12 protein-coding genes are annotated in these 13,016 nt (G+C 67.2%); 10 read left to right on the plus strand and 2 right to left on the minus strand.

All coding sequences use genetic code 11. The features are described 5' to 3' along the window. Positions 1–2 precede the first annotated feature (2 nt). The 3 genes from JX552_RS13665 to hisI are packed head-to-tail and all read left to right on the plus strand — an operon-like array spanning position 3 to position 1,952. Positions 3–803 (plus strand): inositol monophosphatase family protein, encoded by an 801-nt coding sequence (locus JX552_RS13665; protein ID WP_205877892.1) that lies wholly within the window; start codon positions 3–5, stop codon positions 801–803. Between the two features lies 1 nt (position 804). Next, positions 805–1,608: an imidazole glycerol phosphate synthase subunit HisF gene (gene hisF / locus JX552_RS13670; protein ID WP_205877893.1), complete on the plus strand. Its 804-nt coding sequence runs from the start codon at positions 805–807 to the stop codon at positions 1,606–1,608. Beyond that, positions 1,605–1,952: a phosphoribosyl-AMP cyclohydrolase gene (gene hisI / locus JX552_RS13675; protein WP_205877894.1), complete on the plus strand. Its 348-nt coding sequence runs from the start codon at positions 1,605–1,607 to the stop codon at positions 1,950–1,952. Before hisF ends, hisI begins: the two co-directional genes overlap by 4 nt. Here the strand turns inward: hisI and JX552_RS13680 are convergent. After that, positions 1,949–3,448 carry a serine/threonine-protein kinase gene (locus JX552_RS13680; RefSeq protein ID WP_205877895.1) on the minus strand — a complete coding sequence of 500 codons (1,500 nt, stop codon included), beginning with the start codon at positions 3,446–3,448 and terminating at the stop codon, positions 1,949–1,951. The genes hisI and JX552_RS13680 overlap by 4 nt on opposite strands. Before the next feature lie 327 nt (positions 3,449–3,775). On the opposite strand from JX552_RS13680, the gene JX552_RS13685 reads away from it, so the two are divergent. Beyond that, a complete protein-coding gene (locus tag JX552_RS13685; protein WP_205877896.1) occupies positions 3,776–4,858 on the plus strand; it encodes a calcium:cation antiporter in 1,083 nt (360 codons plus the stop codon). A 94-nt stretch (positions 4,859–4,952) separates the two neighbouring features. On the opposite strand, the gene JX552_RS13690 is transcribed toward JX552_RS13685, so the two are convergent. Next, entirely contained in the window at positions 4,953–5,408 is a 456-nt protein-coding gene (locus tag JX552_RS13690) for a peroxiredoxin (protein WP_205877897.1), read from the minus strand. Between the two features lie 50 nt (positions 5,409–5,458). On the opposite strand from JX552_RS13690, the gene JX552_RS13695 reads away from it, so the two are divergent. From JX552_RS13695 to lgt, 6 genes are all read left to right on the plus strand, one after another. Beyond that, a complete protein-coding gene (locus JX552_RS13695; protein ID WP_205877898.1) occupies positions 5,459–7,006 on the plus strand; it encodes an anthranilate synthase component I in 1,548 nt (515 codons plus the stop codon). Between the two features lie 22 nt (positions 7,007–7,028). Beyond that, a complete protein-coding gene (locus JX552_RS13700) occupies positions 7,029–7,679 on the plus strand; it encodes a TIGR02234 family membrane protein (RefSeq protein WP_205878429.1) in 651 nt (216 codons plus the stop codon). 109 nt (positions 7,680–7,788) lie between these two features. Continuing rightward, positions 7,789–8,607, plus strand: coding sequence for an indole-3-glycerol phosphate synthase TrpC (gene trpC / locus JX552_RS13705; protein WP_205877899.1), 819 nt, complete (start codon positions 7,789–7,791; stop codon positions 8,605–8,607). A 35-nt stretch (positions 8,608–8,642) separates the two neighbouring features. Continuing rightward, positions 8,643–9,899, plus strand: a complete 1,257-nt coding sequence (gene trpB / locus JX552_RS13710; RefSeq protein ID WP_205877900.1) for a tryptophan synthase subunit beta — start codon at positions 8,643–8,645, stop codon at positions 9,897–9,899. After that, the gene (trpA, locus tag JX552_RS13715) at positions 9,896–10,705 is read left to right on the plus strand and encodes a tryptophan synthase subunit alpha (protein ID WP_205877901.1); all 810 of its coding nucleotides are present in this window, start codon (positions 9,896–9,898) and stop codon (positions 10,703–10,705) included. The genes trpB and trpA overlap by 4 nt, the downstream gene beginning before the upstream one ends. An 8-nt stretch (positions 10,706–10,713) precedes the next feature. Beyond that, positions 10,714–12,966 carry a prolipoprotein diacylglyceryl transferase gene (lgt, locus tag JX552_RS13720; RefSeq protein ID WP_205877902.1) on the plus strand — a complete coding sequence of 751 codons (2,253 nt, stop codon included), beginning with the start codon at positions 10,714–10,716 and terminating at the stop codon, positions 12,964–12,966. Positions 12,967–13,016 lie beyond the last annotated feature (50 nt).

Here is a 13,016-nt window from a genome sequence, read left to right on the forward strand (position 1 = left end):
GCATGGATCTGGATGCGCTGGTTCGGCAAGCGTCGGACATTCTCGACGATGCCGTCGAGCCGTTTCTGGCCGGCCACCGCGCCGATTCGGCGGTCCGCAAGAAGGGCAACGACTTCGCCACCGAGGTCGACCTCGCCATCGAACGCCAGGTCGTCGATGCACTGGTCGCAGCGACCGGTATCGAGGTGCACGGCGAAGAGTACGGCGGTGCCGACGTCGACTCGCCGTGGGTCTGGGTGCTGGACCCGGTCGACGGCACATTCAACTACGCAGCCGGGTCGCCGATGGCGGGGATCCTGCTGGGGCTGCTGCGCGACGGCGAACCGGTGGCCGGGTTGACCTGGCTGCCCTTCACCGGCCAGCGGTACACCGCCGTAACGGGCGGCCTGTTGATGAAAAACGGTGAGCCGCAGCCGAAGTTGGCGTCCGGCGAGTTGGCGGACGCGCTCGTCGGCGCCGGCTCGTTTAGCGCCGACTCCCGCGGCCGGTTCCCCGGGCGCTACCGGGTGGCGGTGCTGGAAAACCTCAGCCGGCTGTCGTCGAGGCTGCGTATGCACGGCTCGACCGGCCTCGACCTCGCCTATGTTGCAGACGGGATCCTAGGTGGCGCAATTAGTTTCGGTAGCCACGTGTGGGATCACGCCGCCGGAGTGGTGCTGGTCCGCGCCGCCGGCGGCGTCGTCACCGACCTGGCCGGCGAACGATGGACGCCGGCGTCGCGGTCCGCGCTGGCCGCCGCGCCCGGTGTGCATGGCGAGATCCTCGAAATCCTGCGCAGCACGGGGCAACCGGAGGACTACTGAGATGCAGCATCATTCCGGTGACGGGCTCGCCGTGCGCGTGATCCCCTGCCTGGACGTCGACGATGGCCGTGTCGTCAAGGGTGTCAACTTTGAAAACCTCAGAGACGCGGGTGATCCCGTCGAGCTGGCGGCGGCATACGACGCCGAGGGCGCCGACGAGCTGACGTTTCTCGACGTGACGGCATCCTCCTCCGGGCGAGCCACCATGCTCGACGTTGTGCGCCGCACCGCCGAGCAGGTGTTCATCCCGCTCACCGTCGGCGGTGGGGTGCGCACCGTGGCCGACGTCGACACCCTGTTGCGCGCCGGAGCGGACAAGGTGTCGGTCAACACCGCCGCCATCGCCCGGCCCGATCTATTGGCGGAACTGGCAAGGCAATTCGGTTCGCAGTGCATCGTGTTGTCGGTCGACGCCCGCGCCGTGCCGGAGGGATCGGCGCCGACGCCGTCGGGTTGGGAAGTCACCACTCACGGCGGCCGGCAGGGTACCGGGATCGACGCGGTGCAGTGGGCGGCCCGCGGCGCCGAGTTGGGCGTAGGTGAGATCCTGCTGAACTCGATGGACGCCGACGGCACCAAAGCGGGGTTCGATCTGGCGATGCTGCGCGCGGTGCGTGCGGCGGTCACCGTGCCGGTGATCGCCAGTGGCGGCGCAGGGGCGGTCGAGCATTTCGCGCCGGCGGTCGACGCCGGGGCGGATGCGGTGTTGGCGGCCAGCGTGTTTCACTTCCGGGAGCTGAGCATCGGGCAGGTGAAGGCCGCCATGGCCGCCAACGACATCACCGTGCGGATCACCGCGAAATGAGTCTCGACCCCAGGATCGCCGCGCGCTTGAAACGCAATGCCGACGGATTGTTCACCGCTGTGGTGCAGGAGCGCGGCAGCGGTGATGTGCTGATGGTCGCCTGGATGGACGACGACGCGCTGGCCCGCACCCTGGAAACCCGCGAAGCCACCTACTTCTCGCGGTCCCGCGGCGAGCAGTGGATCAAGGGAGCAACCTCGGGGCACACCCAACACGTGCACTCGGTGCGCCTGGACTGCGACGGCGACACCGTGCTGTTGACCGTCGATCAGGAGGGCGGCGCCTGCCACACCGGCGACCACAGCTGCTTCGACGCCGCGGTACTGCTGGAACCCGAGGGCTAACTGGCGGGCACGTCCAACCCGGTGGCCGCCGCCAGCGCGGCTCGGGTCCATTCGCGCCGCTCCACGTCCGGCCTGATGCGGTCTCGGCGGATCTGCTCGACGTCGATGGGCTTGCCTACCGTGACTGCCGCCGGCACGTGGAAGATGAAGAACGGTCGGTCGGTGGTGATGGCCAGCAGGACGTCTGTGTCGGTGAAACCGTTGGCGCGCATGACATTTTCGGTCCACTTGGCGGGTCTTACGCCACCGAAATCGCTGACGTAGACCACCCACAGCCGAGTGCCGCGTTCGTCGTAGAGCTTGCGGACTGCGCGCTCGACCAGCAGGCGTTCGCCCGGCCCCAACACTCCTGCATTGTCGGTCACCAGATCGGCCAATTTAAGCGCGGGCGGAGTCGCGCTGGTCGCTGAGGGTGAGGGGCTGCTGCCTCCGCTCGAGGTGTCCGCCGCCTGTTGTCCGGCGGAATGCCCGCGCATCACCACCACCCCGAGAATCACGGCCACCACCACCAGTGCGACCGCTATCAGCGTGGCGATTAGCGGGGCACGACGGCGCCCGGCCGCCTTCGGCGGCGCCGCGATCACCTGGGTGGGTGCCTCAATGGGCGCCGTGGCGACGGGTGCCTGGAGCGTGCCTGGCTGCGCGGCCAGTGTGGCGGCGAATTCCGAGCAGGTCGCAAAACGCGCGGATCGTTCCTTAGCGAGGGCTCTGGCGATGACGGGATCGAGGTAACCCAGCTCGGGTCGACGCTCGCTGAGCGGCGGCGGGGGGGACGACAGGTGCTGGGTGATCACCACCGCGGGGTTGGAGTGCTGGAACGGGGCGCTTCCGGTCAGCAATTGATACGCGGCGCAGCCCAGCGCGTACTGATCGGCGCGCCCGTCGAGATCGGAACCCTGCAGCTGCTCGGGCGCGCAGTAGGCGGTGGTGCCCATCATCATGTTTGTGGCGGTCAGGCCGCTGATTTCGCCGAGTTCCCGGGCGATCCCGAAATCGGCGAGCAGGATTCGGCGCCGCGGGCCGGTTTCGCCCAACAGGATGTTGGCGGGTTTCACATCGCGGTGCAGCAGACCCTTCGAATGGGCGTAGTCAAGTGCTTCGGCGACGGCCGTGATGATGTCGATCACGTCTGGCAGCGGCATTCCGGAGGGGTAGCGGTCGCGCAGCAGTCGGGCGGCGTCGGTTCCTTCCACGTAGTCCATCGACAACCACAGCTGCCCCTGGTACTCGCCACGGTCGTGGATGCCGACGATGTGCTCGTTGTACAGGCTGCCGGCCAGGTCGGCCTCGCGGTTGAACCGCTGCCGGAACTCCTGGTTCGAGGTGAACTCTGCCGGGAGGATCTTCAACGCATCCCGCCGCGGCAGACGGGGATGTTCCGCCAGGTACACCTCACCCATTCCGCCGGCACCGAGCCGCCGCACGATTGTGTATCCGGCGAAGTTTTCGCCTTCGTGTAGGCCCTGCCCGGGGTCGCGGTCTGCGCTGGTCGGCATGCAAGCATGCTACTGAGCCGCAGTTAGGCGGAATTAACGCACTGGTACAATTGGGGCGCTGCAAATTTCGCTGGCAGGTGCACACCAGTGCGGTTGCCATCCGCTGACGGGGTGGCCTCAGTTGGGGTACCGGTACACGTAATCGGTTGTATCAGAACGTGTTTCGCCGATACCGGGCTGGGTATGCCGAAGATGGACGTTGCGGCTCATCTGATTTCAGGCTTGTCCGTGGCCGGCTGAGCAAGGCAGCGCAAACCGTTTAGCCGGAGTCGCTTTCTCGGCGTGCGGCAACCGGACTGGCAAAGGTGATGACGAAAGGAGCGGTCGGTGGTCAAACGTGTCTCCTGGAACGTCGCGGCACCGCTGATCGCGCTTGTCGCGTTGATTTTCACCTGGGGTCAGGAGATCGGGCTGGTGCTTGGTGCGGTGGTGGCCCTGTTGCTCGGCGGTGCGGTGCTGGCGGCGGTTCATCACGCCGAGCTGGTGGCGCACCGGGTCGGCGAGCCGTTCGGGTCGCTGGTGCTGGCTGTTGCGGTGACTGTGATCGAGGTGGCGCTGATCGTCACCCTGATGACCTCGGGTGGCGACAAAGCGGCCACCCTTGCGCGTGACACGGTGTTCGCGGCGGTCATGATCACCACCAACGGGATCATCGGCTTGTCGCTGCTGCTCAGTTCCCGGCGTTACGGTGTGACCTGGTTCAACGCCCACGGCAGCGGCTCGGCGCTGGCCACCGTCGCCACGCTGGCGACGTTGGGCCTGGTGCTGCCGACCTTCACCACAAGTCATCCGGGTCCGCAGTTTTCCCCGGGGCAGCTCGCTTTCGCCGCGGTCGCCTCGCTGGCGCTGTACCTGATGTTTGTCTTCACCCAGACGGTGCGGCACCGTGACTTCTTCCTTCCGGTGGTGCAGAAGGGGGCGGTCGACGACGAGAACCACGCAGCACCGCCGAGCACGAAGTCGGCGCTGGTCAGCCTGGGAGTGCTGTCCGTCGCGTTGGTGGCCGTGGTGGGGCTGGCCAAGGTGGAATCGCCGATCATCGAGCGGATGGTCGCCGCAGCGGGCTTTCCGCATTCGTTCGTCGGCGTGGTGATCGCCCTGGTGGTGCTGCTACCGGAAACCCTTGCCGCCGGCCGCGCGGCGCGCCACGGTCGTATGCAGATCAGCCTCAACCTGGCCTACGGTTCGGCGATGGCCAGCATCGGGCTCACCATCCCTGCCATCGCGCTGGCCTCGATTTGGATCCGTGGTCCGCTGCTCTTGGGGCTCGGACCCACCCAGTTGGTGCTGTTGGCGCTGACCATGGTGGTCAGTGTGCTGACCGTGGTGCCAGGCCGGGCGACGCGCCTCGAGGGCGAGGTTCATCTCGTCATACTGGCCGCCTGGTTGTTTTTGGCGATCAGCCCGTGAATCGGTAACCACGCTGGTGGCGGTGCAGCAGCGGATGTGCTCAAGCCAGAACAGCTCGATCAATCGGGATTCGTTCGCTGGCTGTGCCCGGATCTCAGCGGCCGCGCAGCGTCTCCAGGGCCTTGTCCGCGTGAGTGTCCATGCTGATCTCGCTGGAAATCACGTTGAGCACGGTGCGGTCGGTGCCGATGACGAACGTGGTGCGCTTGACCGGCATCAACTTGCCCAGCAAACCGCGCTTGACGCCGAACTGGGTTGCCACCTTTCCGTCGCTGTCCGACAGCAGCGGGTAGTCGAAGTTCTGGGTGTCGGCGAACTTCGCCTGCTTCTGCACGGGGTCGGTGCTGATGCCGACCCGGTTGGCTCCCACGGCGGCGAATTCGGACGCCAGGTCGCGGAAGTGACACGCCTCCTTGGTGCACCCCGGCGTCATCGCCGCGGGGTAGAAGAACAGCACCACCGGCCCGTCGCTCAGCAGGTCGCTGAGTTTGCGCGGCGCGCCGGTCTGATCGGGTAGCTCGAAGTCGGCCACGGTGTCACCAATTTTCATGGTCGCCACGCTACGCGGGCGGTCGCCCCGCAATCTGATTGGATGGTTCGGTGCACGCCAACCTCGCAGCCACGACGACGCGGAAGGATTTCCGCGTGTTGGCGGCCGAGCATCGGGTAGTCCCGGTGACTCGCAAGGTTCTGGCCGACAGCGAAACTCCGCTCTCGGCGTATCGCAAGCTCGCCGCCGGCCGGCCCGGGACTTTCCTGCTCGAGTCGGCCGAAAACGGCCGGTCGTGGTCACGCTGGTCGTTCATCGGTGCCGGGGCGCCGACGGCGTTGAGCGTGCGAGACGGCCATGCGGTGTGGCTGGGCGCGGTGCCCAAGGACGCTCCCGCCGGCGGCGATCCGCTGGACGCGTTGCGCGCCACGTTGGAGGTTCTGGCGACCGCCGCTCCCCAGGATTCAAGGCCGGGGCTGCCGCCGCTGTCCGGCGGCATGGTCGGCTACTTCGCCTACGACATGGTGCGGCGGCTGGAGCGTCTACCCGAGCTTGCTGTCGACGACCTGAAGCTGCCGGACATGCTGTTGCTCCTGGCCACCGATGTGGCTGCGGTTGACCACCACGAGGGCACCATCACCCTGATCGCCAACGCGGTCAACTGGAACGGCACCGACGAGCGGGTGGACTGGGCCTACGACGACGCGGTCGCGCGGCTCGACGTGATGACCGCGGCGCTGGGTCAGCCGCTGCCCTCGACGGTATCCACGTTCAGCAAACCCGAACCGGTGCATCGTTCCCAACGCACCGTCGAGGAGTACGGCGCGATCGTCGACTACTTGGTAGAGCAGATCGCCGCCGGTGAGGCATTTCAGGTCGTGCCGTCGCAGCGGTTTGAAATGGACACCGACGTCGACCCGATCGATGTTTACCGGATGCTGCGAGTGAGCAATCCGAGCCCGTACATGTACCTGCTGCAAATTCCCGATGCCGAAGGCGCAGTGGACTTTTCGATTGTCGGCTCCAGTCCCGAGGCGCTGGTCACCGTGCAGGACGGACGGGCGACGACGCATCCGATCGCCGGGACGCGGTGGCGGGGGGAAACCGAAGAAGAGGACGTGCTGCTCGAAAAGGAGCTGCTGGCCGACCAGAAGGAGCTGGCCGAGCACCTGATGCTGGTGGACCTCGGCCGCAACGACCTGGGCCGGGTCTGCACGCCGGGCACCGTCCGCGTCGAGGACTACAGCCACATCGAGCGCTACAGCCACGTGATGCATCTGGTGTCCACGGTGACGGGCCTGCTGGCCGAGGGCAGAACGGCTCTGGACGCGGTGACCGCCTGCTTCCCGGCCGGCACCCTGTCGGGGGCTCCCAAGGTGCGGGCGATGGAGCTCATTGAGGAGGTGGAGAGGACCCGTCGCGGCCTGTACGGCGGCGTGGTGGGCTACCTCGACTTCGCCGGAAACGCCGACTTCGCGATCGCCATCCGCACCGCGCTGATGCGTGATGGAACCGCCTACGTCCAGGCCGGCGGAGGCGTCGTGGCCGACTCCAACGGGCCTTACGAGTACAACGAGTCGAGGAATAAGGCGCGGGCCGTGCTCAACGCGATCGCCGCGGCAGAGACGCTGACGGCCCCGGGCACGCCCGGTGACTGAAAACCAGCGCCGCGGCCGGATCATCACCGGTGTTGCTCAACTGCTGCTGGTGGTCGGGGCCGGTGCGCTGTGGGGGGCGTCGCGGTTCACCTGGGTCGTCATCCGGTCGTTCGACGGGCTGGGGCCGCCGAAGCAGATCGCCCTGTCAGGAGCGTCCTGGTCGACGGCGCTGCTACCCCTGGCGATCGTGAACCTGGCCGCCGCGGTCGCGGCGCTGGCGGTGCGTGGCTGGCAGCTGCGCGCCCTGGCGGCGTTGCTGGCGGCCGCGAGCTTTGCGGTCGGCTATCTGGGCGTCAGCCTCTGGGCCGTACCGGATGTGGCCGCGCGCGGCGCTGATCTCGCACATGTCCCGGTGGCGACGTTGGTGGGCAGCACCCGTCAGTACTCCGGGGCGGTGGTGACGGTGGCGGCCGCGGTGTGCACCCTGATCGCCGCGGCGTTGTTGATGCGCTCGGCGTCGGTCGCTGGATCCGCCCGTCCGGGCAGCACGAAGTACCTGGCTCCCGGGGCGCGTCGCTCGGCGGCGCGGGAGATCGACGGGACACAGATCGAGGATGGGGCGCAGGGTCGCGACGGGCAGTCGCAGCTCTCGGAGCGCATGATCTGGGATGCGCTCGACGAGGGTCGCGACCCTACCGATCGACCGCGCGACCCGGACACCGAGGGGCGGTGACGGACCCATTCGTGGCGGTCGCTACCCTTCTCTCACGCCGTCGAAATCGGTTGACGAGCGCGGGGTGACCCAGACGCACAGTGGGTTACAGAAGGAAGGAACCGCAGGTATGAGTCCGGCCAACGTGCTTGACTCCATTCTTGAGGGAGTCCGGGCCGATGTTGCCGCGCGCGAAGCCCGGGTGAGTCTTTCTGAAATCAAGGCCGCCGCAGCTGCCGCCCCGCCGCCTCGCGACGTGATGGCCGCGCTGCGGGAGCCCGGGATCGGCGTGATTGCCGAGGTGAAGCGCGCCAGTCCGTCGAAGGGTCCGCTGGCCACGATCGCCGACCCGGCGAAGCTGGCCCGTGCCTACGAGGATGGCGGCGCCCGGATCATCAGCGTGCTGACCGAGGAGCGACGTTTCAACGGTTCGCTCGACGACCTCGACGCGGTGCGGGCCGCGGTGTCAATCCCGGTGTTGCGCAAAGACTTTGTGGTGCAGCCCTATCAGATCCACGAGGCCAGGGCGCACGGCGCCGACATGTTGTTGCTCATCGTCGCGGCGCTTGACCAGTCGGCGCTGGTGTCGATGCTCGACCGGACGGAGTCTCTCGGGATGACAGCCCTCGTCGAGGTGCACACCGAAGAGGAAGCCGACCGGGCTCTGAGGGCGGGCGCCAATGTAATCGGGGTCAATGCCCGCGATCTCACCACCCTGGAAGTCGACCGGGACTGCTTCGCGCGGATCGCCCCCGGGCTACCCAGCAAGGTGATCAGAATCGCCGAGTCCGGCGTGCGCCACACTGGTGACCTGCTGGCCTATGCCGGCGCGGGCGCCGACGCGGTTCTCGTCGGCGAGGGTCTGGTGAAAAGCGGTGACCCCCGTGCGGCGGTCGCCGACCTGGTTACCGCCGGAACCCACCCATCCTGTCCGAAACCGGCTCGCTAGCCGTTGATGTCTCGCGCACGCCCTGAGTCTTTGTGATGGCAGACCTGTCGAATCCGGATATTCCGCGTACCAGCGCCGCCATCGTCGAACGCACCCACTACGACCCGGACGCGGGCGGTCATTTCGGCGTTTACGGCGGACGTTACGTCCCGGAAGCGCTGATGGCCGTCATCGAGGAAGTCACCGTCGCCTACGAGAAGGAACGCGTCGACCAGGATTTCCTGGACACTCTGGACAAGCTGCAGACGCATTACGCCGGCCGGCCGTCACCGTTGTACGAGACCACCCGGCTGGGCGGGCACGCCGGGCAGGCGCGCATCTTTCTCAAGCGAGAAGACTTGAACCACACCGGTTCTCACAAGATCAACAATGTGCTTGGCCAGGCGCTGTTGGCTCGCCGGATGGGTAAGACCCGGGTCATCGCCGAGACGGGCGCGGGCCAACACGGCGTCGCCACGGCCACCGCCTGCGCGCTGATGGGTCTGGACTGCATCATCTACATGGGTGCGGTGGACACCGCCCGCCAGGCGCTCAATGTGGCCCGCATGCGGTTGCTCGGTGCCACGGTGGTCTCGGTGGAGACCGGATCCAGAACCCTCAAGGACGCCATCAACGAGGCTTTCCGGGACTGGGTCACCAACGCCGACAACACCTACTACTGCTTCGGCACTGCCGCCGGGCCGCATCCCTTCCCGACCATGGTGCGCGATTTCCAGCGCATCATCGGCATGGAGGCGCGCGTACAGATCCTGCAGCAGGCAGGCAGGTTGCCCGACGCGGTGGTCGCCTGCGTCGGTGGCGGATCCAACGCGATCGGGATCTTCCACGCGTTCCTCGACGATCCCGGCGTGCGGTTGGTGGGCTACGAGGCCGCGGGCGACGGTGTCGCGACCGGTCGGCACGCGGCGACGTTCACCGGTGGGTCACCCGGTGCTTTCCAGGGTTCGTTCTCCTACCTGTTGCAGGACGAAGATGGCCAGACGGTCGAATCACACTCCATCTCAGCGGGTTTGGACTACCCCGGGGTTGGCCCGGAGCACGCCTGGCTCAAAGACGCGGGACGCGTTCAGTACGAGCCGATCACCGACACCGAGGCGATGGACGCGTTCGGTCTGCTGTCCCGATCGGAAGGCATCATCCCGGCCATCGAATCCGCGCACGCGGTGGCTGGCGCCCTGAAGCTGGGTGTCGAACTCGGAAGGGACGCGGTCATTGTGGTGAACCTGTCGGGCCGCGGCGACAAGGACGTGGAGACCGCCGCCAAGTGGTTCGGCCTGATGGACGAGTCATGACGGTGCGGCAGAGCGAGGCCAGCAGGCTGGGCCCGTTGTTCGATTCGTGTCGCGCTGACGGTCGAGCGGCGTTGATCGGTTATCTGCCCACCGGCTACCCGGACGTGCCGACATCACTACAGGCGATGACCGCGCTGGTGGAATCCGGTTGCGACATCATCGAAGTCGGTGTGCCTTACTCTGATCCGGGGATGGACGGTCCGACGATTCAGCGGGCCACGGAGCGGGCCTTGAGTGGGGGAGTGCGGGTGCGCGACACGCTGACCGCGGTCGAGGCGATCAGTGCCGCCGGTGGTCACGCCGTGGTGATGACCTATTGGAATCCGGTGCTGCGCTACGGGATCGGTGCCTTCGCCCGCGACCTGGCAGCGGCCGGAGGTCAGGGACTGATCACCCCCGACCTGATTCCCGACGAGGCGGTGCAGTGGATTGCGGCGTCAGAGGAGCGTGGCTTGGATCGCATCTTCCTGGTGGCGCCGTCTTCGACGCCCGAACGGCTGGCGGCCACTGTCGAGGCTTCGCGCGGATTCGTTTACGCAGCTTCGACGATGGGTGTGACGGGGGCGCGCGATGCGGTGTCGACGGCCGCACCGGAACTGGTGCGAAGGGTGAAGGCGGTGGCTGACATACCGGTCGGGGTCGGCCTTGGGGTGCGCTCGGGTGAGCAGGCCGCGCAGATCGGCGCGTATGCCGACGGCGTGATCGTGGGTTCCGCACTGGTTTCGGCCTTGGGTGAGGGTTTAGCCGCCTTGCGGGTCTTGACCGAGGAACTCGCCGCCGGTGTGCGCCGGAGTGACTGCGCATGATCGCTGCGATGTCCCAGACGTATCTCGCCTCTTTTCCCAGCCCCCCGCGGGGCGTCTGGCACTTGGGACCGCTGCCCATTCGCGCCTACGCGTTCTTCATCATCACCGGCATCATCGTCGCTCTGATGATCGGGGACCGGCGCTGGGCGGCCCGCGGCGGCCAGCGGGGTGTCGTCTACGACATCGCACTGTGGATGGTGCCGTTCGGTCTGATCGGCGGCCGCCTCTACCACCTGGCCACGGACTGGCAGACCTATTGGGGTCCGGGCGGTGCGGGTTTGAGCGCGGCGCTGCGGATCTGGGACGGCGGTCTGGGTATCTGGGGTGCCGTGGCGCTCGGCGTCGTGGGTGCCTGGATCGGCTGTAGGCGGCACGGAGTCCCGTTGCCCGCGTTCATCGATGCGGTAGCGCCCGGAGTGGTGTTGGCGCAGGCCATCGGACGGCTCGGAAACTACTTCAACCAAGAGCTCTACGGGCGCGAAACGACGATGCCGTGGGGCCTGGAAATCTTTTACCGACGCGACCCGGCGGGATACGTCGACGTGCACTCACTCGACGGCGTCTCGACGGGGCAGGTGGCGCTGGTCGTGCAGCCCACTTTCCTCTACGAGTTGCTGTGGAACCTGCTGGTTTTCGGCATCCTGCTGGCCCTGGACCGGCGTTTCATTCTTGGCCACGGGCGACTGTTCGCGTCGTATGTCGCGCTGTACTGCGTCGGGCGATTCGGCGTGGAACTGCTGCGCGATGACACCGCGACACACATCGCCGGCATTCGGATCAACACGTTCACATCGACGTTCGTCTTCATCGGTGCGGTCGTCTACATCATCCTGGCGCCGAAGGGACGTGAGGATCCGGCACTGCTGCGCGGTCGTGGGGCCGACGATGCCGACGAAGTCTTGGAGCCGGAGCCGGAGCCGGAGCCGGACAAAGAGCTGGCCGGTGTCGGCGCCGCCGCGGCGACCGCAGCGGCTCCGATGGCGGTCGCTGGCGGCGAAGCAGTCGATGACGGCGATGAAGCCGATGAAGCCGATGAAGCCGATGAAGCCGACGCTGATCACGATCCCGTTTCTGCTGTTGACGGTGAGTCGGAGACGGCGGAGGTTTCAGCTGCCGACTCCGATGTGGAGTCCGAGCCGGAGGTGACGGAGGCCCAAGCCGCGGTGGCCGAGGTGGTCGAAGGGGACACCGCCGAAGTTGGCGAGACCGAACACGGCGAATCCGAAGTTGCCGCCGAAGTTGCCGCCGAAGTTGCCGCCGAAGGCGGTGAAGTTGCTGCCGAAGAAGACGGCGAACTGGCTGAAGTGTCTGAAGAAGCTGAAGAAGCCGACGAAGCCGATGTCGAAGCCGTAGATCTTGAACCCGAGGTTGCCGACGAGCCTGTCGCGGCGGATCTTGCCGAGGCCGACGAGCACCAGGGCGCAGAGGCCGAAGTGGAGTCGGAGCCCACCGCGGCTGAGCCGGTGACGGCCGAGGTCGAGGAAGCCGAGCCGGAAGAGGCAGGGGTTGAGGTAGAAGCACCGGTGGAGCCTCAAGGGATCGACGCGATCGAAACGGCGGTCGAGGACGCCGAGCCCGAGGCCGCAGAGACGGTGCAATCCGAGCCTACTGATGAACCCGCAGAGGCAGCAGACGTCGAACCGGCGGGTGAGGTCCCGTCGACCGCCGCCAAGCCTGGTGGTCACCCGTTGCTAGGTGCCGCCCCGGCAGTGAGCGAGGACGCCGACGAAGCCGAGGAAGCGGCCGCAGCGCCGGAGGCTGAACAGCCTGACGTTAGATCCCAGGAAGCCGCCGAGACCGTCGAAGCCGACGAGACCGCAGAAGCCGACGTGGCCGACGAAGTCGCGGAAGTCGACGAGGTCGACGGAGCTGCTGACGAGACCAACGAGGCTGACGAAGCCGAAGAGAACGACGCCGCCGAGACCGACGAGGCCGGCGCCGCCGCCGACGGGACCGGCGAGACCGGCGAAGCTGCCGCCGAGATCGACGAGGCCGCCGCCGACAGCGCCGACAAGGCCGACGAAGCCGACGAAGCCGAGAAAGCCGGCGGGGCTGCCGCCGAGAACGAGGCCGACGAACCCGAATTGAGCGAGACCGTCACAGAGACCGAGACCGTCGGCACCGCACCCGAGGCCGTCGAGCCGGAGAACGACGATGACGACACCCCCGCGCCTCCGAGCCCGACCCCGGACATTGCGGCGGCGACCGCCGGCGCAGCACGTCAACGATGGCGGCTCCGGCTCCGCAGACAGCGCTCGTAACCTCGTCGCAAGCCTGAATTCGATTGCGCTACAACGCTACTGATGCCACC

This window comes from Mycobacterium gordonae (assembly GCF_017086405.1).
Taxonomy (GTDB): domain Bacteria; phylum Actinomycetota; class Actinomycetes; order Mycobacteriales; family Mycobacteriaceae; genus Mycobacterium; species Mycobacterium gordonae_D.